This window comes from Lutibacter oricola (assembly GCF_900106565.1).
GTDB lineage: Bacteria > Bacteroidota > Bacteroidia > Flavobacteriales > Flavobacteriaceae > Lutibacter > Lutibacter oricola.
Genome location: NZ_FNNJ01000007.1, coordinates 104,106 through 127,528, shown reverse-complemented (window position 1 = coordinate 127,528; position 23,423 = coordinate 104,106). Strand labels below are relative to the sequence as shown.

Annotated in this window: 20 protein-coding genes and 1 tRNA gene; 17 read left to right on the top strand and 4 right to left on the bottom strand. The window is 30.0% G+C overall.

Annotated features, from left to right (window positions below; translation table 11 throughout):
• The first annotated feature begins 65 nt into the window (after nucleotides 1-65).
• The 14 genes from BLU40_RS12840 to BLU40_RS12775 all read left to right on the top strand — a co-directional run bounded on the left by BLU40_RS12840 (nucleotide 66) and on the right by BLU40_RS12775 (nucleotide 16,272).
• Nucleotides 66-494 carry a hypothetical protein gene (locus BLU40_RS12840; protein WP_090124184.1) on the top strand — a complete coding sequence of 143 codons (429 nt, stop codon included), beginning with the start codon at nucleotides 66-68 and terminating at the stop codon, nucleotides 492-494.
• A gap of 77 nt (nucleotides 495-571) precedes the next feature.
• Complete coding sequence (locus tag BLU40_RS12835) at nucleotides 572-1,006, top strand: tellurite resistance TerB family protein (RefSeq protein ID WP_090124181.1); 435 nt, start codon at nucleotides 572-574, stop codon at nucleotides 1,004-1,006.
• A 128-nt stretch (nucleotides 1,007-1,134) separates the two neighbouring features.
• On the top strand, nucleotides 1,135-1,761 hold the full coding sequence (locus tag BLU40_RS12830; RefSeq protein WP_090124179.1) for an outer membrane beta-barrel protein: 627 nt from the start codon (nucleotides 1,135-1,137) through the stop codon (nucleotides 1,759-1,761).
• Between the two features lie 34 nt (nucleotides 1,762-1,795).
• Nucleotides 1,796-4,954: a UvrD-helicase domain-containing protein gene (locus BLU40_RS12825; protein ID WP_090124176.1), complete on the top strand. Its 3,159-nt coding sequence runs from the start codon at nucleotides 1,796-1,798 to the stop codon at nucleotides 4,952-4,954.
• 28 nt (nucleotides 4,955-4,982) lie between these two features.
• Entirely contained in the window at nucleotides 4,983-6,176 is a 1,194-nt protein-coding gene (kbl, locus tag BLU40_RS12820; protein ID WP_090124173.1) for a glycine C-acetyltransferase, read from the top strand.
• 107 nt (nucleotides 6,177-6,283) lie between these two features.
• Nucleotides 6,284-7,663 (top strand): OmpA family protein, encoded by a 1,380-nt coding sequence (locus BLU40_RS12815; protein WP_090124290.1) that lies wholly within the window; start codon nucleotides 6,284-6,286, stop codon nucleotides 7,661-7,663.
• A 112-nt stretch (nucleotides 7,664-7,775) separates the two neighbouring features.
• Nucleotides 7,776-9,137, top strand: a complete 1,362-nt coding sequence (locus BLU40_RS12810; protein ID WP_090124170.1) for an OmpA family protein — start codon at nucleotides 7,776-7,778, stop codon at nucleotides 9,135-9,137.
• 81 nt (nucleotides 9,138-9,218) lie between these two features.
• Nucleotides 9,219-11,957 (top strand): PD-(D/E)XK nuclease family protein, encoded by a 2,739-nt coding sequence (locus BLU40_RS12805; RefSeq protein ID WP_090124167.1) that lies wholly within the window; start codon nucleotides 9,219-9,221, stop codon nucleotides 11,955-11,957.
• A gap of 9 nt (nucleotides 11,958-11,966) precedes the next feature.
• Nucleotides 11,967-12,809: an alpha/beta hydrolase family protein gene (locus BLU40_RS12800; RefSeq protein ID WP_090124165.1), complete on the top strand. Its 843-nt coding sequence runs from the start codon at nucleotides 11,967-11,969 to the stop codon at nucleotides 12,807-12,809.
• Nucleotides 12,810-12,876: 67 nt separating this feature from the next.
• Complete coding sequence (locus BLU40_RS12795) at nucleotides 12,877-13,377, top strand: GNAT family N-acetyltransferase (protein WP_090124162.1); 501 nt, start codon at nucleotides 12,877-12,879, stop codon at nucleotides 13,375-13,377.
• A gap of 149 nt (nucleotides 13,378-13,526) precedes the next feature.
• Nucleotides 13,527-14,861 (top strand): MATE family efflux transporter, encoded by a 1,335-nt coding sequence (locus BLU40_RS12790; RefSeq protein WP_090124158.1) that lies wholly within the window; start codon nucleotides 13,527-13,529, stop codon nucleotides 14,859-14,861.
• An 11-nt stretch (nucleotides 14,862-14,872) separates the two neighbouring features.
• The gene (locus BLU40_RS12785) at nucleotides 14,873-15,628 is read left to right on the top strand and encodes an enoyl-CoA hydratase/isomerase family protein (protein ID WP_090124155.1); all 756 of its coding nucleotides are present in this window, start codon (nucleotides 14,873-14,875) and stop codon (nucleotides 15,626-15,628) included.
• 2 nt (nucleotides 15,629-15,630) lie between these two features.
• Nucleotides 15,631-15,813 (top strand): hypothetical protein, encoded by a 183-nt coding sequence (locus BLU40_RS12780; RefSeq protein ID WP_090124153.1) that lies wholly within the window; start codon nucleotides 15,631-15,633, stop codon nucleotides 15,811-15,813.
• 9 nt (nucleotides 15,814-15,822) lie between these two features.
• Entirely contained in the window at nucleotides 15,823-16,272 is a 450-nt protein-coding gene (locus tag BLU40_RS12775) for a 6-pyruvoyl trahydropterin synthase family protein (protein WP_090124150.1), read from the top strand.
• 403 nt (nucleotides 16,273-16,675) lie between these two features.
• Here the strand turns inward: BLU40_RS12775 and pth are convergent, their stop codons facing one another.
• The 3 genes from pth to BLU40_RS12760 all read right to left on the bottom strand — a co-directional run bounded on the left by pth (nucleotide 16,676) and on the right by BLU40_RS12760 (nucleotide 18,986).
• Entirely contained in the window at nucleotides 16,676-17,242 is a 567-nt protein-coding gene (gene pth, locus BLU40_RS12770; RefSeq protein WP_090124287.1) for an aminoacyl-tRNA hydrolase, read from the bottom strand.
• Between the two features lie 155 nt (nucleotides 17,243-17,397).
• On the bottom strand, nucleotides 17,398-18,018 hold the full coding sequence (locus tag BLU40_RS12765; RefSeq protein WP_090124147.1) for a 50S ribosomal protein L25/general stress protein Ctc: 621 nt from the start codon (nucleotides 18,016-18,018) through the stop codon (nucleotides 17,398-17,400).
• A gap of 23 nt (nucleotides 18,019-18,041) precedes the next feature.
• Entirely contained in the window at nucleotides 18,042-18,986 is a 945-nt protein-coding gene (locus BLU40_RS12760) for a ribose-phosphate pyrophosphokinase (protein WP_090124144.1), read from the bottom strand.
• 138 nt (nucleotides 18,987-19,124) lie between these two features.
• Here BLU40_RS12760 and BLU40_RS12755 point away from each other — a divergent pair.
• Nucleotides 19,125-19,206: transfer RNA gene (locus BLU40_RS12755), tRNA-Leu, on the top strand.
• A 71-nt stretch (nucleotides 19,207-19,277) separates the two neighbouring features.
• Here the strand turns inward: BLU40_RS12755 and BLU40_RS12750 are convergent.
• A complete protein-coding gene (locus BLU40_RS12750) occupies nucleotides 19,278-20,300 on the bottom strand; it encodes a LacI family DNA-binding transcriptional regulator (protein ID WP_090124141.1) in 1,023 nt (340 codons plus the stop codon).
• 175 nt (nucleotides 20,301-20,475) lie between these two features.
• Here BLU40_RS12750 and BLU40_RS12745 point away from each other — a divergent pair, with 175 nt between their 5' ends.
• Nucleotides 20,476-21,795: a sugar porter family MFS transporter gene (locus BLU40_RS12745; RefSeq protein ID WP_090124138.1), complete on the top strand. Its 1,320-nt coding sequence runs from the start codon at nucleotides 20,476-20,478 to the stop codon at nucleotides 21,793-21,795.
• Between the two features lie 15 nt (nucleotides 21,796-21,810).
• Nucleotides 21,811-23,418: a glycoside hydrolase family 32 protein gene (locus BLU40_RS12740; protein ID WP_090124135.1), complete on the top strand. Its 1,608-nt coding sequence runs from the start codon at nucleotides 21,811-21,813 to the stop codon at nucleotides 23,416-23,418.
• Nucleotides 23,419-23,423: the final 5 nt, after the last annotated feature.

Here is a 23,423-nt window from a genome sequence, read left to right as displayed (position 1 = left end):
AGTATTTTATGTAAAAACCAAAAATAATTCGTAAATTTATAATAGAACCTTATAAAAGTAATATTATGTCTATTTCAGATCTATATCCAACAGGGTTACACGAAAGAAATATTGGACATTTTGCCGCAATAGTTAGACTTGCATTGCGTGATAACAAAATTGACGATAATGAAGCAATTTTATTGAATCGATTGGCTAGAAGATTAAATATTACTAAAAATGAATTTAAGGCAATATTAAGTAATCCAGCACGTTACCCTATTAGTTGCGCTGTTAATTTTGATGATAGGCTGGAGCGTTTATTTGATTTAACTAAAATGTTATTTATAGATAGAAAATTAACGGTTGATAAAGCCTCGATAATGAATAGAATTGCTATTGGTTTAGGTTTTCCGGTAGAAAAGGCTAAGGTGGTTGTTAAAGCTGCAATTCAATTTTTTATAAGAGAGCCAGAAATGGATGATTTTAAACGGGAAATTAGAAATGTATGTTAATTAGAAAATTATGATAAATAATATAAATTGCTGTTATTTTATATGTTTGGTTATATTTGTCTCTAAAAATCAAAAAAATGAGTATTTCAAATTTTAATTTAAGCGGAGATCAACAGCATAATATTAATCATTTTGCTAGTGTTGTTAAGCTTGCAATGGCTGATGGAGTAATTACTGAAGGTGAAGAAAAACTATTAAAAAGAGTTGCTAGTAAACTACATATATTAGATGATAAAGTTGTAGATGTATTAAAGAATTATAAAGATTACCCTACTACAACACCTCATGGGTATGACGATAGAATTGAACTGTTACATGATTACGCAAAAATAATTTTTGCAGATAATGATGTAACCAAAGATGAAGCAATAATTTTGAGAAGAATTTGCGTTGGTCTTGGATTCCCTACTGACAATGTTGATAAAGTTGCTGATGAAGCCATTCATTTAGTTTTAAATGATAATGATTTAGAAGACTTTACTAAAGCAATTAAATACGTTAATAGAATATAACATAATATTTATCAGTAGTTTACGTTTTATAATTTTAGGATATTAAAAATTACAATTTCTCATATTTGTTTTTTAAGTCTTAAAGGTATTGGTTGAGTAGGTAATATTTGTTTAAAACCTAAATTGAAATGAATTATAAATTAAAACAACTACTGTTAGTGTTTTGTTGTCTGCATTTGTGCTGTAACATTTTATATGCTCAAAATGAAGACAACAAATGGGTAATTGGAGGAGGTTTTAATATTGTAGATATTAGAACACCAAGTACTTTAAAAGGTGTGTTAGAAGATTATTTAAATGGTAGTATTGAAGATTTAAATATGAATGGTGCCTTTTTTAGGGTTTTTGCGGGTAGGCATTTAAAGAAGGGTTTTTCTATACAGCTTGCAGCATCCTCTAATAAAATTAAAAAAGGATATGCTTATTCGTCAAGTCTTCCTGAAATTGATAATGATTTTTTTACTATTGATACCAAATTAAAATATGATTTAAATTATATCTTTGGAGAAACAAAATGGTTTGATCCGTTTATTCTAGGAGGTATGGGGTATTCTAGTATAGGAAAAAATTCTGCAGTTAGCCTATCTGCTGGGTATGGATTTAATATATGGATTTCAGATACTGTTGGACTTAATTTTCAATCAGATTACAATCACCACCTTAAATTAAATGCTAACGATTTTTTTCAACATAGTGCGGGTGTTATTTTTAAGATAAATTCAAGAAAAAGATTTAATTGGAATAAAAATTTCTAGACTTTATTGTTAACTTGCATTCTAAATTCTATGAATGCAACACTCAACAAATTTTCAAGTTTATAACGCCTCTGCAGGTAGCGGAAAAACCTTTACATTAGTTAAAGAGTACCTTAAAATTGTTTTAAGTAGCACAAATCCGTATAAATTTCAGCAAATATTAGCAGTTACTTTTACAAATAAAGCTGCTGGTGAAATGAAAGAAAGGGTTATAGAAAACTTAGATGGTTTTTCTAAAGAAGAAAAATCTGATATGCTTGCTATTTTATGTGAAGAACTAAAATTAGACGAGGAAGCGATTTTTAATAGAGCTAAAATAGTTTTAAGCTCAATACTTCAAAATTATTCAGCTTTTAATATTACTACAATAGATAGTTTTACCTATAAGTTAATTAGAACTTTTGCTTACGATTTAAATTTACCTGTAAATGCAGATGTAGAGTTAGATGCTCAGTCGCTATTAAACGAAGCGGTAGATGTAGTAATTTCAAAAATTGGAGAAAATAAAGAGTTAACCAAACTCTTGGTAAACTATGCTGTTCAAAAATTAGAAAATGATAAAGCTTGGGATATTTCGAACGATTTAAAGTCTTTTGCAAAAATTATTTTAAATGAAAGCAATACAAAACAGTTAGAGCAGTTTAAAAACATTTCAATTTCTGAATTAGAAACCTTAAAGTTTGACCTTCAGAAAAAAAATAAATTAATTGAAACTGAGTTTATTAAACTTGGAGAAAAAGGATTAAAACTTATTGAAGACAATGGTTTGCAACACAATCAATTTTCATATTCCGATTTGCCAAAATTTTTAATAAAACTCACCAAAATTAAACTGGTTAAAGTTGATGATATAAAGTTTGAAGGTAGATTAAACAAGTCTATTGAAGCTGAAAAGAATTTTTATACAGCAAAATGCGATGCTTCAACAAAAGGAATTATTGAGTCTATTACAAATGATTTAAGGCAATTGTATTATGATTCAAAAGAATTGTACGAGCAAAAGTTTGGTCAATATGTTTTTAATGGTTTGGTTATTGACGGTTTGTTGCCTTTGGCTGTGCTTAGTTATATAAACAACTCATTACAAGAAATAAAAACTGAAAATAATATATTGTTAAATGCTGAATTTAATAAAATTATTAGCGATACTATAAAAAATGAACCAGCACCTTTTATTTACGAGCGAATTGGAGAAAAATTTAGGTATTATTTTATAGATGAAATGCAAGACACATCAGAATTGCAATGGCAAAATTTAATACCACTTATTAGCAATGCAATTTCTGGAGAAAACGAGTTAGGCGAATCGGGTAAATTAATGTTGGTAGGTGATGCTAAACAATCAATTTACAGATGGCGTGGAGGTAAAGCCGAACAGTTTATTTCTCTTTCTTCTGAAGAAAATAATAAAGAAAACAACCCTTTCTTTATACATAAATCACTTCAGAATTTAGAGTTTAACTATCGCAGTTGTTCTGAGGTTATTGAGTTTAATAATGGGTTTTTTACACACTTGTCTAAGTTTCTTGGTAATGCCAGTTATAGTAATTTATATAATCAAGGTAATGCTCAAAAATTAAATAAAAACAAAGGTGGTTTTGTGCAAATTTCTTTTGTTGAAAAAGAAAAAGATGATGATGAACGAGATTTGGTATATGCTAAAAAAGTGTATTCAATAATTGAAAATTTAGATACAGGTTTTGAAAAAAACGATGTTTGTGTTTTAGTTAGAACTAGAAAACAAGGTGTTGAGGTTGCAAATTATTTATCGAGTAACGGAGTGGAAATTATTTCTTCGGAAACTCTTTTACTTAGGAATAATTCTATTGTTAATTTTTTAATTAACACTATAGAGGTTATTCAAAACCCGCAAAATAAAGAGCTTAAAATTAAGCTACTTTACTTTTTGTTTGAATATTTAAATATTGAAGAGTCAAAGCACATATTTTTCGATAAGTTGGTTCATTTAGAAAATGAAGAGTTTTTTAAAGCATTGGAGCACTATAATATTATATTTAATAACGCTTTATTTATTCAGCAACCACTGTATGCTGCTGTAGAATATTTAATTAGAAGTTTTAATTTATTAGAAAAAGCCGATGCTTATATTCAATTTTTTTTAGATGTAGTTTTTGAATTTCAACAAAAAAAACAAGCATCTATATTAAATTTTCTAGAGTATTGGGAGCAGAAAAAAGATAGCTTAAGTATTGTAGCTCCAGAGTCTAAATCTGCGGTTAGAATTATGACCATTCATAAAGCAAAGGGCCTAGAATTTCCTGTAGTTATATTTCCGTATAATATGGAAATATATCGGCAAATTGATCCTAAAGTGTGGTTTCCTTTGGAAGATGAATCTAAATTAAAATCGGTTTTAGTAAACTATAATAAAAAATTAAACTTTACAGGTAAGGTTGGTGAAGCCTTATTTAATAAAAGAAGAGAAGAGTTAGAGTTAGATAATTTTAATCTTTTATATGTTGCTTTAACTCGTGCAGTTGAGCAATTGTATGTGGTTACAGAAAAAATGAAATCTCAAGATTCGTTAAATTATACTTCAAACCTATTTGTAGATTATTTAAATAAGATTGGTGTTTATAATGATGATGAATTGGAATATTCATTTGGAAACCCTCAAAAAATAATTCCTTCCAAAAAAGAAGAAGGTAATGCTATTGTGCCAGAATCTATTATTAGCAATTCTTGGGATAGTGTTAATATTTCGGTAGTAGCAAGCTCTTCTGTTTTATGGGAAACAGATCAAGGAGACGCAATAGATTATGGTAATTTAATACACGAAATGCTATCTAAAATAAATGTTGAAGAAAATATTAAAGGTGTAATAAATAAATATTTGTTTGAAGGAACAATTAATAAAAAAGAATTTGTTGAAATAGAAAGAGTATTAATTAATGTAGTTTCTCATCCAAAATTGAGTGTTTATTTTCAAGATAATAATACTGTATATGCTGAAAAATCAATATTTACAGATAAAAATGAAATTGTAGTACCGGATAGAGTGGTTGTTATAAAAAATAAAACAACAGTTATTGATTATAAAACAGGAAAACCAGAATCTAAGCACGAACAACAAGTTAATTATTACGCTCAAGTGTTAAAAAACATGGGGTTTGTAATTGATAAAAAAATATTGATTTACATAAATAATGAAATAATTATTAAAGAATTGTAAATTTGAATCGAATTTAACACCTAAAATTATGTATTCATCAATAAAAGAAAAATTGCAGGCTGAATTAAATGAAATAAAAGAGGCTGGCTTATATAAAAAAGAACGAATTATAACATCATCACAAGATGCGGTTATAAAAATTAATACAGGAGAAGAAGTAATTAACTTTTGTGCAAATAATTACCTTGGTTTGTCTAACAATGCAGAAGTAATTAAAGCGGCAAAACAAACTATGGATACGCATGGTTTTGGAATGTCGTCTGTTCGTTTTATTTGCGGAACTCAAGATATTCATAAGCAATTAGAACAAAAAATTGCAGATTTTTACCAGACAGAAGATACCATATTATATGCTGCAGCTTTTGATGCAAACGGAGGTGTTTTTGAGCCATTATTAAATGCAGAAGATGCAATTATTTCAGACTCTTTAAATCATGCTTCCATTATTGATGGTGTGCGCTTATGCAAAGCAGCTAGGTATAGGTACGATAATAATGACATGGTTTCTCTAGAAGAACAATTAATTGCAGCGAACAAACAAAACCATAGATTTAAAATTATAGTTACAGACGGTGTATTTTCTATGGATGGTGTAGTAGCTAGTTTAGATAAAATTTGTGATTTAGCAGATAAATATGATGCAATGGTTATGGTTGATGAATGTCATGCAGCTGGATTTATTGGAAAAACAGGTAGAGGAACATTGGAGTTGAAAAAAGTTATGGGACGTGTAGATATAGTTACAGGAACTTTAGGAAAGGCTCTAGGTGGAGCTATGGGTGGTTATACTACTGGTAAAAAGGAAATTATTGAAATGTTACGACAAAAATCTAGGCCGTATTTATTTTCAAATTCATTAGCGCCAGCAATTGTAGGAGCTTCATTAAAAGTGTTTGATTTAATTTCTGAAAGTACTGCATTACGTGATAAGTTGGAATGGAATACAAATTACTTTAAAAAAGGAATGATTGATGCAGGTTTTGATATAGTTAAAGGAGACTCAGCCATTGTACCTATTATGTTGTATAATGCTAAATTATCTCAAGATATGTCTGCATTATTGTTAGAGGAAGGTATATATGTTGTAGGTTTCTTTTTTCCTGTTGTTCCTAAAAACAAAGCTAGAATAAGAGTGCAATTATCAGCAGCTCACGAAAAAGAGCATTTAGATAAAGCTATTAAAGCATTTGTAAAAATTGGAAAAAAATTGAAAGTACTATAGAAAAAACAATGATATTTAAGATAATTTTGTATTTTTGCTATTAAGTTTAGCCATAAAGATTGGTTAAAGTTATGAATATTGAGAACATTAAATTTAAATTTTTAAAAATGAAACATTTAAAAGTTGCCTTTTTGGCAGTATTGTTAACTGTTGGTTTTAGCCAAGTTAATGCACAAGACAAAAACAATCCATGGCAAATTGGCTTTGGAGTTAATGCAGTAGATTTTTATCCTACTAACATTGAAGGAATGGTTACACCAGCAGGAAATTCAACAGTATGGTTTGATGAATTTGGTAATGCTGATGATCATTATAATATTATTCCTGCAATTACTAGAGTATCTGTTGGTAGATATTTAACTGATGGATTTAGTTTTGAAGTAGGTGGAACTTTAAACAAAATTGAAAAAATTGGAGATGTTGTTGCTAGCGACTTATCTTATTTTGCTGTTGATGGTGCACTTAAGTATGACTTAAACAATGTAATTGGAGAAACTGCTTGGTTTGATCCTTTTTTACATGTTGGTGGAGGTTACACTTGGATGGACGACTGGGGAACTGGTACTGCAAATGGAGGTCTTGGAGCAAACATTTGGTTTAACGAAAATGTTGGTTTAAACATTCAAACTAACTATAAGCATGCTTTCGAAAGTAACATTAAACAACACTTCCAACATTCTGCTGGATTAGTAATTAAGTTTGGTGGTACTGATACTGATGGTGATGGAATCTTTGATAAAGATGATGCTTGTCCAGAAGTATTTGGATTAGCTGAATTCAATGGTTGTCCTGATTCTGATAATGATGGAATTATTGACTCAAAAGATGCTTGTCCTAACGTAGCAGGTTTAGCTGATTTAAACGGTTGTCCTGATACTGATGGTGATGGAATTATTGATTCAAAAGATGCTTGTCCTAAAGTAAAAGGAACTAAAGCTAACAACGGTTGCCCTGATACTGATGGTGACGGTGTAATTGATTCAAAAGATGCTTGTCCTAAAGTTGCTGGTCCTAAAGCTAACAAAGGTTGTCCTTGGCCAGATGCTGATAAAGATGGTGTTTTAGATAAAGATGATGACTGTCCAAAAGTTGCAGGTCCTGCTTCAAACAAAGGATGTCCAGAAATCACTAAAAGTGAAGTAGCTAAATTAACTGAGTTATTTAAAACAGTTTATTTCGATACAGGTAAAAACAGTTTCAAAGAAGAAACAGTTTCTAAATTATCTGAAGCAGCTTCTATTATTAAAAAATACTCAACTGCTAAATTTAACATTTCAGGTCATACTGATAGTGTAGGTAGTGCAGCTCGTAACTTAGAGTTATCTAATTCTAGAGCAGCAGCAGTTAAAGATTTCTTAGTATCAAAAGGAGTTTCTGCAGCTAACTTAACAGCTCAAGGTTTTGGAGAAGATATGCCAATAGCTTCTAATAGAACTAGATCTGGTAGAGCGGAAAACAGAAGAGTTGAGATTAAATTAATTGACTAATTAATTTAGCCTTTTAAATAATAAAAGAAGCCATTCATTAATGAATGGCTTTTTTTTTGCCTTTTTTTTTGTGTTTTAATAATATCAAGTTAAATTAGTGAAAATTAAACTTATGAAAATTAAATATTTACATTCTAAAATCCTACTTTTTTTATTTGTTACTGTATTTTCTTTTAATGGAAATTGCCAGGATAAGGATAACCCTTGGCTAATTGGTTTTGGGGTGAATGCAGTAGATCATTATTCTGCAAACAAAAAAGATATAGGGAAGTTTTTTGATTATAAAAACTATAATTATATAAAAGCTCCATCAAAGTTAAGTTTGGCGCGTTATTTAAGTCCAAGTTTTAATGTGGAACTTTCAGGAAGCATTAATAAAATAACCAAAAATAGGTATGTTAAAGCAATAGCATCTGATAAGTATATTGCAATAGATGCAAATGCAATATATGATGCAAATAAAATAATTGGTGAAACAGGTTGGTTTGATCCTTATCTTTTAGGAGGTTTTGGGTTTAATTATGAAAATTCTGAAAGCGCAATATCATACAATGGAGGTGCTGGTGCAAAACTTTGGTTTACAGATAAATTTGGAGCAAAAGTTCAAACAGTATTAAAATATTTTACTGGAGATAGTAATTATAGACATTTTCAGCATTCTGCAAGTTTAATATATAAGTTTGGAGGGTATGATGAAGATAATGATGGTGTATATGATAAAAACGATAAGTGTCCATCAGTATTTGGTTTGGCCGAGTTTAATGGCTGTCCAGATAGTGATGATGATGGCATACAAGATTCAGAAGATAAATGTCCAAATGTTTTTGGTTTAGCAAGTTTAGCAGGTTGTCCAGATGCCGATGGTGACGGAGTTACAGATAAAGAAGATAGATGTGTTTATATTAAAGGGATTGCTAAACATGGTGGTTGTCCAGATTCTGATGGAGATGGAATTATAGATCAACGAGATGCTTGTCCGACTAAATCGGGGCCTTTATCTAATAAAGGTTGTCCTGAGTTAGATACAGATGGAGATGGAGTTGTTGATAAGTATGATAAATGTAAATTTGAAAAAGGTGTTTTAAGTAATAATGGTTGTCCAAAAGTAAACGTAAAGAAAAATTTAGAGAAAAAACTTACAGAACTTGCAAGTAGTATTTTGTTTAAGTCTGGTAGTGATGTTTTTTATAAACAATATGAAAGTAACTTAAATCAAATAGCTGAATTAATGAGTGGTTATAAGGATTTAAAATTTCAAATTCAAGGTCATACAGATAGTCAAGGTGCAGAAGAAGCAAATTTAGACCTATCAAGAAAAAGAGTAAATAAAGTTTTAAATTATTTAGTTACTAGAGGTGTAAATCAATTAAATTTAAACGTAAAAGGCTTTGGTGAATCTATGCCAATTGCAACTAACGAAACTGCTGAAGGTAGAGCAGCAAATAGAAGAGTAGAAATTAAAATTATTGATTAAATAATTTTCTAATAAAATAGTTGTTTAAAAGCCATTTCAATTGAAATGGCTTTTTTACTTTTATACAAGAAATAAAATTATATGAAATCGTTTATAACTAGTGTTGTTGAAGATGTTTTAAGTAAAAATCAAAAAATTGATAACTTAATTTTTGTTTTACCGAGTCAAAGATCGTGTGTTTTTGTAAAAGAAGAGGTTATATTAAAATTGCCTACCAATACTTTTTTGCCTAAAATTATAAGTATTGAAAACTATATTCAGGAAATTGCAGAATTTTCTCTAATAGACAATACGCAACTGTTGTTCGAGTTTTACTCAGTGTACTTAAAAGTGGTTCCGGAGAAAGAGCAACAATCGTTTGAGGCATTTTCTCAATGGGCAATTATTGCTTTGCATGACTTTAATGAAATTGATAATTACTTAGTAAACTCGAATGAGTTCTTTTCAAATTTAAGTGATTTAAAACGGTTAAATAATTGGTTCGAAGATAAAAAACCAAGTCAGCTTTCGGTTAATTATCTACAGTTTTTTGATTATCTGCATGAACTTTACAAAAAGTTAGAGCAACGTTTAAAAAGTAATAATTTTGGCTATCAAGGTTTAATATATAAAGAAGCCATTGCAAATTTAGATAGTTATGTAAAAACAATAAGTGATAATCACATAGTTTTTGCGGGTTTTAACGCTTTAAATAACGCAGAAGAGCAAATTATACAAGAAATGCTTAATACTGGCTTAGCATCCATTTATTGGGATGCTAATGAGAGTATGCTTCAAAAATCAAATGAAGCAGGTGTGTTTTTAAGAAAGTATAAAAAAGAGTGGCCATATTTTAAAAACCATCCGTTTTTATGGAGTTTTAATAAAACTACAAATCAAAACACTAAAATTATAGGTGCTCCAAAAAGTGTTTCGCAAATTAAGTATGCAGGAGAATTACTTTCTAAATTAGATTCTTATAGCAAAACGGCATTGGTTTTGGCAGATGAAAATTTATTATCATTATCTCTAAATTCTTTACCAAGTTCAATCAATGCAGTTAATATTACTATGGGGTTTCCGTTAAAGGAAATACCTGTAGCTAACCTTTTTGAATCAATTTTTAAGTTGCATTTGAATCAGATTAAATTTGAAAAGACAGCAACAAACGAATTTTATTATAAAGATGTTTTGAATTTGTTGAATAACTCTTTTTTAAACAAAAATAATGGAGAGATATTTCAAAAAATATGTACTATAATTAAAAAAGAGAACTACATTTTTGTTTCAGTAGAAAGTATAAAATCGTTCTTAAATAAAAATGAAGCTGATGAGGTTAGCTACATATTAAATTTATTAGAGTTTCCGCAAAACATAGATAAAGTTATAGAAAAATGTTTAGAATTAATTTTAGCTTTAAAGCCTCACTTTTTAGAAGTAGAAAAAGAGTATTTATTCCGATTCTATCAGGTTTTTCAGCAATTAAAAACATTAAACACTACTTATAATCACATAAAAAACCTAAAAACATTGTCGTTGTTTTACAATCAAATATTAAGCAACGAAAAACTTTCTTTTCAAGGTGAACCTTTACAAGGTTTGCAATTAATGGGTATGTTAGAAACGCGTGTGTTAGATTTTGAAAATGTAATTATAACATCGTTAAACGAAGGCATTTTACCTGCTGGAAAAGGAGAGCAATCATTTATACCTTTTGATATTAAAAAGTTTTTTGGTTTGCCAACGTACCAAGAAAAAGATGCTATTTTTTCGTACCATTTTCAACGATTAATTCAGCGAGCAAAAAATGTATTTTTAATTTATAATACAGAAACTGATGGTTATGGTTCTGGAGAAAAAAGTAGGTTTTTAACCAAAATAGAAATTAATAACCCTACAGTTTCTCAAATAACGTTAACACCAAAAATTAATTCAACAGAAAACACATTACTGCAAATTGAAAAAACAGAAGCTATATTAGCTAGGTTAAAAGAAGTTTTTACAAACGGAATTTCACCTTCAGCATTGGCAAATTATATTTATAATCCAGTTAAATTTTATGAGCAAAAGATTTTAAAAATTAGAGAAGAAGATGAAGTGGAAGAAACTATTGCTGCAAACACAATGGGTACGGTTATTCATGAGGTTCTAGACCAAATGTATCAACCTTTTATTGGGCAAGAAGTTTTTTTAAAAGACATTGAAAATATGCACAAGCAAATAGATACCTTATTGCTTAAAAACTTTAATAAGTTTTACAGAAAAGGCTCCATAAAAACGGGTAAAAACAAATTAATTTTTCAAGTATGCAAAAGTCATATCAAGCGATTTTTAAAACAAGAAAAAGAGTTACTTCAAAATAATAAATTAAGAATTGTTGATTTAGAACCTTCACTTTCTACAGTTGTAACTATTGAAGGAATTGATTTTCCTATTAAAATTGTTGGAAAAATTGATAGAATTGACGAGCTAAATGGAGTTACAAGAATTATAGATTATAAAACAGGTAAAGTAGAGGCGAAAGATTTAAGAATTCAGGATTTCTCTATGTTAAGCGACGAGTATAAATATACAAAAGCTTTGCAGGTAATGTTGTATTCCTTTTTATTTACAAACGAGAAAAAGTTTAATTTTACCAATCAACTTGAAGCAGGAATAATTTCATTTAAAAATTTAAATTCGGGATTTTTAAAAATGAATTTCTCGAACAGTAAATACAAAAAAGAGAATAATATTACTTCAGAAAAAATTGAAGAATTTATGGTTGAATTTTCTAGAATTGTAAAAGAAATTTTAAACCCAGAAGTACCATTTATTAATAACGAGAACACACCTTTTTAAATATAACTTATGCAAATAAATAGAAATTTTATAGTAAAAAGTACAACTCACCAAAAACCGATTTTAACTGATGTTTTTTACCATAAAAACAACAAAAAAAAGCCTTTGGTTATATTTTGTCACGGTTATAAAGGTTATAAAGATTGGGGTGCGTGGAATTTGGCCGCTGAAAAATTTGCTGAAGAAGGTTTTTTCTTTTTGAAGTTTAATTTTTCTCACAATGGAGGAACCGTTGAAGACCCAATCGATTTTCCAGATTTAGAAGCGTTTGGTTATAATAATTTTGAAATAGAATTAGATGATTTAGAGGATGTGATTAACTGGATTTCAACTTCAGAATATATAAAAGAGATTGACACTGATAATATCACACTAATTGGTCATTCTCGCGGAGGCGGAATTGTTACTTTAAAAGCTTCAGAAAATAAAAAAGTAAGTAAGGTTGTTTCTTGGAATGGAGTATCAGATTATGGGTCTAGATTTCCTTCAAAATTAAAAAGAACAGTATGGAAAATGAATGGTGTTGCGTATATAGAAAACGCCAGAACCAAGCAGAAAATGCCACATTATTACCAGTTTTACACCAATTTTAAAGCAAATGAAGAGCGTTTAACAATTAAAAACGCAGTTGAAAAAATAAACATTCCTCATTTAATAGTTCAAGGTAACATAGACGAAGTTGTACCGCCAATTGAAGCAGAAAATTTACATAAATGGAACCCTAAAAGCGAATTACTTTTTATTGAAAAAATGAATCACGCATTAGGTTGTTCACAGCCTTGGGAGGAAACAAAAATGCCAAAACATTTAGCTGAAACTGTTGAAAAAACCATTCAATTTTTAAAGAAATAATTTTTTTTAATGTTATTCCTGCGTGGTGGCTGAGCGGAGTCGAAGTGAAGGCAAGAATCTATTTAATATGATTTTAAAAGCAACAAGTAAAGATTTAGAACAAATATACAAACTCACAAAAAGTTGTGCTCAACATTTAATTGAGCAAAATATTTTTCAATGGAACGAGTATTATCCGTCACAACAAGTGCTTCAAAAAGATATTGATTTAAATCAAATTTGGACTATTAAAGTTGAAAATGAGTTAGCAGGAATTGTTGTTTTAACTGAAATTGAAGATGATGAATATGAAAATGTAAAGTGGTTGACAAAAAACAAGAACAATTTATACATTCATCGTTTAGCTGTTCACCCAGAATTTCAAGGAAAAGGATTTGCGCAACAGTTAATGACTTTTGCAGAAGATTTTGCTAGAAAAAACAACTATAAATCGGTAAGATTAGATACTTTTGGAGAAAATAAAAGAAACCTGCGTTTTTATGAAAAACGTGGTTATCAAAAGTTAGAAAAAATCTATTTTCCAAAACAAAGTAAATATCCGTTTTACTGTTTTGAATTGGTTGTTTAAATAGAAATTTTGTTATTCTGATCGAGGTCACTGAGCGGAGTCGAAGTGCAAGAGAAGAATCTTTTTTAATCAATGTGAAAGAATATTAAAATTAAAATAAACGTTGATTTGTGTCAACAAGCTTTTAAAATTAAAAGCAATAAGAGATAATGTATAAAGAATCAAACATAACTTTTGCCGGAATTAACAAATTAGCATTGCCAGCTTTAATTGCCGGTATTGCCGAGCCATTACTATCAATTACCGATACAGCCATTGTTGGGAATATTCAGCAAAACCCAACCGAAGCTTTGGCAGCAGTTGGTATTGCAGGTTCTTTTATTTCTGCATTAGTATGGATTTTAGCACAAACTCGTTCTGCTATTTCTGCAACAGTTTCAAAATATTTAGGAGCTAGAAAATTAGATGAAATTGCTACGCTTCCAGCTCAAATTATTGCGATAAATTTATTGTTAAGCACAACCATTTATTTGGTAACACTACTATTTGCAACGCAAATATTTAGAATGTATAATGCTGAGGGTTTAATTTTAGAATATTCGGTAGACTATTACAAAATTAGAGCAATTGGTTTTCCGTTAACCTTGTTTGTATTTTCGGTTTTTGGAGTGTTTAGAGGTTTACAAAACACATTTTGGCCAATGGTAATTAGTATTGTTGGAGCAACTTTAAATATTGGTTTAGACTTTGCCTTGGTTTTTGGAATTGAAGGCTTTTTGGAACCTATGAATGTAAAAGGTGCAGCTTGGGCAAGTGTAATTGCGCAAACTGTAATGGCAATAATGGCACTTATTTTACTATTGAAAAAAACTCCTTTTAATTTAAGATTGTCATTTAAGTTCAATAAAGAAATTAAAAATTTACTAGCCATAAGTCTTAATTTAATTATTAGAGCAATGGCGCTAAATGTTGCATTGTATTTAGCCAATTCTTACGCTACAAAATATGGCGATAGTTATATTGCAGCACAAACCATTGCTTTTCAAATATGGTTGTTTTTTGCATTTTTTATAGATGGTTATTCAAGTGTTGGAAACATAGTTTCAGGAAAATTATTGGGCGAAAAAAACTACCCAAAATTATGGTTGTTAAGCATAAAGTTGTGTAGATATTCTATTGTAATTGCATTGCTATTAGCTGTTTTATGTGGGATATTGTATTATCCAATTGGAAGGTTGTTTTCTTCAGAAGAAGCTGTTTTGTTAGCTTTTTATCAAGTATTTTGGATAGTGTTAATAATGCAGCCAATAAATGCAGTAGCATTTGTGTTTGACGGTATTTTTAAAGGTTTAGCAGAAGCTGTAACTTTAAGAAACTTACTTCTTGTGGCAACATTTTTAGGCTTTATTCCTGTTTTATTAGTAACAGATTATTTTAATTTAAAACTAGTTGGAATTTGGATTGCATTTACCGTTTGGATGCTGTTAAGGTCTGGGATATTAGTAATTAAATTCCGAAGAAAATATTTGCATAAAAACACGTAACTTTGAACCCTATGAGTAACGGAAGTTTATATACACACGTACAAAATGGAATTGCAACGGTTGAGTTTTATCACGAAGCTAGCAATTCTTTTCCTTCAGAATTATTAGATAGGTTAGCAAAAGCTTTTAACCTGCTAAGTGAAAATAATGATGTAAATGTTATTGTTTTAAAGAGCGAAAAAGAAAAAGCCTTTTGTGCTGGAGCATCGTTTAATGAATTGATTGCGATTGATAATTTAGAAGATGGAAAACAGTTTTTTATGGGTTTTGCCAATGTTATTAATGCTATGCGAAACTGTAAAAAAATAATTATTGGTCGCGTACAAGGCAAAGCAGTTGGAGGTGGAGTAGGTTTAGCAGCGGCTTGTGACTATTGTTTCGCTACTGAGGCAGCTTCTATTAAACTTTCAGAGCTTTCTATTGGTATTGGCCCATTTGTAATTGAACCAGCTGTAGAACGTAAAATTGGAGTAGCAGCTTTTGCAGAATTAACTTTAGATGCTACCAATTGGAAAACTGCTTATTGGGCAAAAGAAAAAGGATTGTATGCAAAGGTTTTTGATACGATTAACGAGATGGATAAAGAAGTTGATTTTTTTGCTGAAAAGTTAGCTAACTATTCTAACGAAGCTCTAAGTTCTTTAAAAAAAGTACTTTGGAAAGGAACAGAAGATTGGAGTTTGTTACTAGAAGAAAGAGCGGAAATTAGTGGAAAATTAGTGCTATCTGAAGAAACTAAAAAAGCACTTCAAAAATTTAAAAAATAAGTATGTTAGCAACAATAATTTTAGTGCTTCAAGAAGTTGATATTGAAGAAAAAATGAAAAATGCACCAGACAGCGGTTATGAAATAGGTGTAGCTATTGGAACCTATTTACCATTTGTATTGTTGGTAGCCTTGGCATATTTTACATACTATAGAGCAAAAAACAGAAAAGATTTAGACGATTAATTTATAATTATGAGCAATATTAGAATAACAAAACAATTTGATTTTGAAACAGGTCACGCATTATACGGTTACGATGGTAAATGTAAAAATGTACACGGTCATAGTTATAAATTATCTGTAACAGTTATTGGGGTACCAATTTCAGATACTTCAAATGTAAAATACGGAATGGTAATAGACTTTGGAGATTTAAAAAAAATTGTAAAATCAGAAATTGTAGATAAGTTTGACCACGCAACCGTTTTTAATAAAAACACACCACATATAGAATTAGCAAAAGAGCTTGAAACACGTGGGCATAATGTAATTTTGGTAGATTATCAGCCAACAAGCGAAATGATGTTGATAGATTTTGCCGAAAAAATTAAAAAACATTTGCCAGAAACCATCAAACTACATTCACTAAAACTTCAAGAAACAGGAACATCACACGCAGAGTGGTTTGCAAGTGATAATTAATTGTAAAATTGTCATTCTGAATGTAGTGAATAACGTAATGAAGAATCTAATGAGATTTACAAACTAATCTTATTGTTTCAATAGAATTACATTAATTATTTGGGCGTTACCCTTTGGGTCGGGCTTTGTGCTATATCTTTTTTGAGAAAAACAAAAAAGGATGCCGCTTCAATCCCTAACGCAAACTAAATTGTAACAAAATTCAGCATTTTTTTCAAGAAAATAATGTTTATACGTACTTATTTATAAGTTGTTTCTTATCATTCCTGCGTAGGCAGAAATCCATTTCACCATGTTATAATTAGGGAAATATGGATTTATATAACATTTAGTTACTAGAAAAGTAGAATGACAACGGTTTAGTGAATAAGAAAACAACAAGCTTTTAGTACTTTGCTATTTATTATTTTCCGTTAAAAGTATTCATAGTATTATTTAAACCAGCAGTTCCAAAAGATTTAATAAGCTCAGTAGCTTTTTCTAAGCGTTCAGGAAGTTGTTTAGATTCTTCCTCATCCCATTTTCCTAATACATAATCTACTTGTCTACCTTTAGAAAATTCAGCACCAACACCAAATCTAAATCTAGGATATTTTGTGGTTTGTAAAACCGCCTGAATATCTTTTAAACCATTGTGTCCACCATCGCTACCTTTAGCTTTTAATCGAATGCTACCAAATGGTAAGTTTAAATCGTCGGTAATAATTAGTACATTTTCAATAGCTATTTTTTCTTTGGTCATCCAATATTTTACAGCTTTACCGCTTAAATTCATAAAAGTTGAAGGTTTTAAAAGAATAAAAGTTCTTCCTTTAAATCTAAATTTAGAGACAGCTCCTAATTTTTGACTTTCAAAAGTAATATCCTCTTTTTTAGCTACTTCATCTAAAACTTTAAAACCAATATTATGACGTGTATTGTCATATTTTTCACCAATATTACCTAGACCAACAATTAAGAATTTTTTCATAATATCTTCAGTAGATTCCTTTTCTTTTTTTGAACCGAATAATAAGTTAATTAAACGAGTTATTTGCATAGCGCAAAAATAATAAAAGTTAAGTTTTTAATTAAAAAAAAAGCGTTGCAACTTGCAACGCTTTTAAATACTTTGTAAAAGTTGAATTATTCTGCAGCAGCTTCTTCTGTAGCTCCTTCAGTTCCTTCTTCACCTTCTTCACCTTCTTCTTCTTCAACAACAGCAGTACGTGCAGTTCTAACTTGCACTACAACTGAATTTTCAGGGTGTAAAATTGAGAATTTGTCATCAGCTAATTCTGATACAATTAATTTAGTTCCAATTTTTAATTTAGAAATATCTGCGTTAATAAAGTCTGGTAAATCTGCAGGTAAAGCTCTAACGCTTAATTTACGCATTGCAAAACGCAAAGAACCACCAGAAATAACACCAGGAGCAGTTCCAACTAATCTTACAGGAATGTTCATTGTTACTAATTTATCATCGAATAATTGGTAAAAATCAACGTGTAAAATTTTGTCTGATACTGGGTGAAATTGAATATCTTGTAGAATTGCGTGGTATTTAGCACCTTCTACTTCAATCGTTGCTGTATATACATTTGGAGTATACACTAATTTTTTGAACGAAATTTCGTCAGCTGAAAAGTGTAATGGTTTATCCCCTCCGTATAATACGCAAGGTACCTTTCCAGCATTACGTAAGGCTTTAGTCGCCGACTTACCTACGCTTTCTCTTTGAGATCCTGTGATTGTAATTGATTTCATTTATATATTTATTTATTATTAATTTACATTAAAAATTGTCCGCTAATTGATGAGCAATCTTGTACATTGTGCATAACATTTGCGAACAAAGGGGCGCAAGATACAACATTTATTTTAGAACTCTCTCTTTTTAAGGGAATTGTGTCTGAAACTATTAATTCAGATAATTTAGAATTTTCAATTTTTTCATAAGCAGCACCAGATAAAATAGGGTGTGTACATACTGCACGTACGCTTAAAGCACCTTTTTCCATCATAACATCTGCAGCTTTTGCAAGTGTTCCTCCAGTATCAATCATATCATCTACCAAAATAACGTGGCGTCCTTCAACTTCACCAATTAGTTCCATAGTATCAATTACGTTAGCTTTTAAGCGCTCTTTGTAGCAAATTACTACTTCACTTTCTAAATACTTTGAATATGCATATGCTCTTTTAGAACCACCCATATCTGGAGAAGCCACAGTAATGTTTTTTAAACCTAATTTTTGAATGTATGGTAAAAATATGGTTGAAGCATAAAGGTGATCTACTGGTTTTTCGAAAAACCCTTGAATTTGATCAGCGTGTAAATCCATAGTCATAATTCTAGTTGCACCAGCAGCTTGAATTAAATTAGCAACTAATTTTGCTCCAATTGCTACACGAGGTTGATCTTTACGGTCTTGTCTTGCCCATCCAAAATAAGGAATTACAGCTGTAATATGACGAGCAGAAGCACGTTTTGCTGCATCTAATATTAAAAGCATTTCCATTAAATTATCAGAATTTGGGAAAGTAGAACCAATAACAAATATTCTTCTACCACGTACAGATTCTACAAGTGCAGGTTGAAATTCACCATCACTAAATGTAGAAATCTTTACATCACCAAGTTCTTGGCCATATTCTTTAGCGATTTTTTCAGCTAATTTAATGCTTTGTCTACAAGCAAAAATCTTAGGCGCTAACTGAGTAGTATTTTCCATTTTTTTTAGTTGTGTTTACGGTTTTGTGTGTTGTTGGGTGCAAATTTAAAATTATTTAAATAGTAATTGAACATCTTCTTAAAGTTTTTACGTTTTAGATGAAAAAAAATTTTTAAATTTGCAGTCCAATTCAAAAAAGCCTCGATGGCGGAACTGGTAGACGCGCTGGATTCAAAATCCAGTTCTTTCGGGAGTGTGGGTTCGATTCCCACTCGAGGTACTAAAACTCAACTGATTTTTCAGTTGGGTTTTTCTTTTTACATGAAAGTTAGTGAAGAATAAATGAGGGTCTTATTTTTTTGTGGAGTTTCTACAAATTACGTCTGTTGGTAACACAATAGTTTTATATTCTATTTTTTTACCTTTTTTTGTGGCTTTTATTTCCTTTAACAATAGCTTTAAAGCAGTTTTACCCATTTCGTTTCCTGGTTGGTCTACTGTACTTAATGAAGGTGAAATTACAGAAGCCATAAACCAATTACTAAAACCTATAATTGAAATTTGTTCAGGTATTTTTATGTTTGCCTCATTAAAATAGGTTATTGCACCAATTGCTACAAGATCGGTAATTGCAAAAATAGCATCAACCTTTTTGTTGCTTAAATGTAGTTGTTTGGCAAAATTATAACCCTCTTTATAAGTTACTTTTTCACAAGTATAAATTAAGGATTTGTCAAAGGTTAATTTATAGTCTTCTATAGCTTTTTTATATCCTAAAAAACGATCAATTGAATTTTGAGGGTTTAAAGGACCTCTAAAATGAGCAATATTTTTACATCCAGAATTAATTAAATGTTTAGTAGCTGAATAGGCAGCTTTTCTATCATCAATAATTACTTTTGAACAATTAATTACTTTTGAAATTTTATCAAATAAAACCAAAGGAGTTTCAGATTCTATTATTTTTTTTAGAGGTGATAAATCTTTTCTATTATTTGAAAGAGACATTAATATACCATCAACACGTTTGTCTAGAAGTAAATCAATTTGTTTCTCTTCTAGCTTATCAGATTCATTAGATTGAAGAGTTATAACCAAGTATCCTTTTTTTTCGGCTTTCTTAATAATTGCATTAATAACACTTGAAAAAAAATGATGTACAATTTCAGGAATAATTAATCCAATAATTTTAGATTCTTTGGTCCTTAAATTCACGGCAAAAGAATTTGGAGTATAGTTTAATTTTTTTGCTAAATCAACTACAGCTTTTCTGGTTTTTGGACTAACATCAGGGTAATTTTTTAATGCTTTTGAGGCAGTTGTAACTGATATTCCAAGTTCTGAAGCTATATTTTTAAGGGTTACTGGTTCCATATAATCAAATATAATAAACAAATATTGTTTAAGCTAAAATTGTAATCGAAATCGATTTCGGTTATTTCGAAATCGATTTCGATGTTAATATAAAGAACAATAATGTTAATTGTGAATATATTTGAGTATAGAATTGAAACCAATAGATTTAAATAGCACTTAATAAAAACAAGGGATGAATAAAAAAATACTAATATGGTCAGTTACTGCAGCTTTAGCAGGGTTTTTATTTGGCTTTGATACGGTAGTTATCTCTGGAGCAGAAAAAAAACTACAATTATTGTGGGGGTCTTCAGATGTATTTCATGGTGTTATTGTGATAGGAATGGCTTTATGGGGAACAGTGATAGGAGCTTTTTTTGGAGGTATACCTACTAATAAATTTGGTCGTAAAAATACGCTGATTTGGATTGGTGTTTTATACACGGTTTCTGCTATAGGTTCGGCTTTTGCAAACGATCCAATTACATTTGCAATTTTTAGATTTATTGGAGGATTAGGAGTTGGAGCATCTACCATAGCGGCGCCAGCTTATATTTCTGAAATAGCACCAGCAAAAGACCGCGGTAAACTTGTAGGTCTTTATCAATTTAATATTGTATTTGGAATTTTAGTTGCTTTTTTATCTAATTACTTGCTAAGTGGTCTAGGTGAAAATTCTTGGAGATGGATGGTTGGCGTAGAAGCTATTCCTGCTGCTTTATATACATTATTTGCTTTAACAGTGCCTATGAGTCCAAGATGGTTGCTTACTAAGTTTAGAAATAAAGAGGCTGTAAAAGTACTTCAAATTATAAATCCAGAACAAAATCCAGAGCAGTTAATGACAGAAATTAAGGCTGAAATGGAAAATACAGTTGCTAATGAAAACATCTTTTTAAAAAAATATAGATATCCATTAATTCTTGCATTTCTTGTGGCTTTCTTTAATCAATTATCTGGAATAAATGCATTTTTATATTATGCACCTAGAATTTTAACTGAAGCTGGTTTAGAGGAAAGTTCGGCATTATTAAGTAGTATAGGTGTTGGTGTAACTAATATGCTTTTTACACTATTAGGTATATATCTTATAGATAAATTAGGGAGAAAACAATTGATGTATATTGGTTCCGTAGGTTATATAATATCTCTTTCATTAGTTTCAATTGCATTCTTTTTTAATTGGGAAGGAAACTCTATGCCCATTTTCTTATTTATGTTTATTGCAGCACATGCAATAGGTCAGGGAACAGTAATTTGGGTGTTTATTTCTGAAATTTTCCCAAATCACTTAAGAGGTTCAGGGCAAGCATTTGGAAGCTCTGTACATTGGGTATTAGCAGCAATAATTCCATCTTTAGTACCAGTATTATTTTCAAGTATTGGAGCTGGAGCCGTCTTTGGTTTTTTTGCATTTATGATGTTGATTCAATTAATATTTGTAATGTTTATGATGCCAGAAACAAAAGGAATTTCATTAGAGAAATTATCTAAAAAATTAATAAAACAATAATTAAAACTTAAACAAATGAAAGAATTTAAAGTATTATTTGTGGTGTTTATTGGTCTAATTATAACCATTGGTTGTAAGGAGCAAAAAACAAAGCAAGATGTATCAAATACTGTTGAAACAAAGCTTTCAGAAGAACAATTATATAGGCCTAATTTTCATTTCACGCCGAAAGCTAATTGGATGAACGACCCTAATGGTATGTTTTTCTACAATGGTTACTATCATTTATATTTTCAATACTATCCTGATGGGAATGTTTGGGGACCAATGCACTGGGGGCACGCAATTAGTACAGATATGGTCACTTGGGTTGAAAAACCAATAGCATTGTACCCAGATGAGAAAGGTTATATTTTTTCAGGAAGTGCCGTAGTTGATGCTGATAATACTTCTGGTTTTGGAAAAGGTGGTAAAATCCCAACTATAGCCATGTTTACTTACCATAATATGGATAAAGAAAAAAACGGTGATGTTAATTTTCAATCTCAAGCCATTGCTTATTCTTTGGATGAAGGATTAACGTGGGAAAAATATGCTGATAATCCAGTAATAAAAAACCCAAATATCAAAGATTTTAGAGACCCTAAAGTTGTATGGGATGAAGTAAATGAAAAGTGGATTATGGTATTGGCAGCTGGTCAAGAAATAATGTTTTATAGTTCTAAAAATTTAAAAGATTGGGAGCTTTTATCAAATTTTGGAGAAAATATTGGTTCTCATGATGGTGTATGGGAATGTCCAGATTTATTTGCTATGCAAGTAGAAGGTACTGATGAAGTTAAATGGGTGCTTATAGTAAGTGTTGGAAAAGGAGGTTATAATATGGGGTCTGCAACACAATATTTTGTTGGAGATTTTGATGGTAAAAACTTTACAATCGATCCAGACTTTAAAAATGAATTAGATACTAATAATGCTTCTTGGATTGACTATGGAAAAGATAATTATGCAGGTGTAACTTGGTCTAATATTCCAGATACTGATGGAAGAAAGTTATTTATTGGTTGGATGAGTAACTGGCAATATGCAACAAAAGTTCCTACCGAAAAGTGGAGAAGTTCTATGACGGTTGCACGAGAACTTAAGCTTACAAAAACCAATAATAAATATCAATTAAAATCTGTTCCAGTTAAAGAAATCTCAAACTATATTTCAAAAACAGTAAAGAAAAATAGTATAAATATTGAAAAGGGGAAACAAACTTTATTAACTAATAAAAAACTGATCGATTTTAAAAGTTTGGATATTCAGTTTACAATTAAAAATTTAAAAGAAGATACATATACATTTTGTTTTGATAACAAAAGTGGTGATGCTATAAAATTTGGACTAAATAATAATGAACAATTTTTCTTTATTGATAGAATGGTGTCTGGAAATGTATCTTTTTCAGAAGAATTTGCTCCAAAAATTTCAAAAGCACCATTTACTACAACTGAAAACGAACTTGAAGTTAGGCTTTTATTAGACAAAACTTCAATAGAAATATTTTACAACAATGGAGAAACTGTTATGACAGAAATATTTTTTCCAAAAAATCCTATCGAGGCATTTTCAGTACAGTCTGAAAATTTCAATATAGAAATTGAAAACTTGATAATTAATGAACTTAATTTTAACTAAACTAT

What these genes read in the sequence shown, in the direction of transcription:
- BLU40_RS12840 (WP_090124184.1), top strand. Translation starts at nt 66, where the DNA reads ATGTCTATTTCAGATCTATATCCAACAGGGTTACACGAAAGAAATATT.
- BLU40_RS12835 (WP_090124181.1), top strand. Translation starts at nt 572, where the DNA reads ATGAGTATTTCAAATTTTAATTTAAGCGGAGATCAACAGCATAATATT.
- BLU40_RS12830 (WP_090124179.1), top strand. Translation starts at nt 1,135, where the DNA reads ATGAATTATAAATTAAAACAACTACTGTTAGTGTTTTGTTGTCTGCAT.
- BLU40_RS12825 (WP_090124176.1), top strand. Translation starts at nt 1,796, where the DNA reads ATGCAACACTCAACAAATTTTCAAGTTTATAACGCCTCTGCAGGTAGC.
- kbl (WP_090124173.1), top strand. Translation starts at nt 4,983, where the DNA reads ATGTATTCATCAATAAAAGAAAAATTGCAGGCTGAATTAAATGAAATA.
- BLU40_RS12815 (WP_090124290.1), top strand. Translation starts at nt 6,284, where the DNA reads ATGAAACATTTAAAAGTTGCCTTTTTGGCAGTATTGTTAACTGTTGGT.
- BLU40_RS12810 (WP_090124170.1), top strand. Translation starts at nt 7,776, where the DNA reads ATGAAAATTAAATATTTACATTCTAAAATCCTACTTTTTTTATTTGTT.
- BLU40_RS12805 (WP_090124167.1), top strand. Translation starts at nt 9,219, where the DNA reads ATGAAATCGTTTATAACTAGTGTTGTTGAAGATGTTTTAAGTAAAAAT.
- BLU40_RS12800 (WP_090124165.1), top strand. Translation starts at nt 11,967, where the DNA reads ATGCAAATAAATAGAAATTTTATAGTAAAAAGTACAACTCACCAAAAA.
- BLU40_RS12795 (WP_090124162.1), top strand. Translation starts at nt 12,877, where the DNA reads ATGATTTTAAAAGCAACAAGTAAAGATTTAGAACAAATATACAAACTC.
- BLU40_RS12790 (WP_090124158.1), top strand. Translation starts at nt 13,527, where the DNA reads ATGTATAAAGAATCAAACATAACTTTTGCCGGAATTAACAAATTAGCA.
- BLU40_RS12785 (WP_090124155.1), top strand. Translation starts at nt 14,873, where the DNA reads ATGAGTAACGGAAGTTTATATACACACGTACAAAATGGAATTGCAACG.
- BLU40_RS12780 (WP_090124153.1), top strand. Translation starts at nt 15,631, where the DNA reads ATGTTAGCAACAATAATTTTAGTGCTTCAAGAAGTTGATATTGAAGAA.
- BLU40_RS12775 (WP_090124150.1), top strand. Translation starts at nt 15,823, where the DNA reads ATGAGCAATATTAGAATAACAAAACAATTTGATTTTGAAACAGGTCAC.
- pth (WP_090124287.1), bottom strand. Translation starts at nt 17,242, where the DNA reads ATGAAAAAATTCTTAATTGTTGGTCTAGGTAATATTGGTGAAAAATAT.
- BLU40_RS12765 (WP_090124147.1), bottom strand. Translation starts at nt 18,018, where the DNA reads ATGAAATCAATTACAATCACAGGATCTCAAAGAGAAAGCGTAGGTAAG.
- BLU40_RS12760 (WP_090124144.1), bottom strand. Translation starts at nt 18,986, where the DNA reads ATGGAAAATACTACTCAGTTAGCGCCTAAGATTTTTGCTTGTAGACAA.
- BLU40_RS12750 (WP_090124141.1), bottom strand. Translation starts at nt 20,300, where the DNA reads ATGGAACCAGTAACCCTTAAAAATATAGCTTCAGAACTTGGAATATCA.
- BLU40_RS12745 (WP_090124138.1), top strand. Translation starts at nt 20,476, where the DNA reads ATGAATAAAAAAATACTAATATGGTCAGTTACTGCAGCTTTAGCAGGG.
- BLU40_RS12740 (WP_090124135.1), top strand. Translation starts at nt 21,811, where the DNA reads ATGAAAGAATTTAAAGTATTATTTGTGGTGTTTATTGGTCTAATTATA.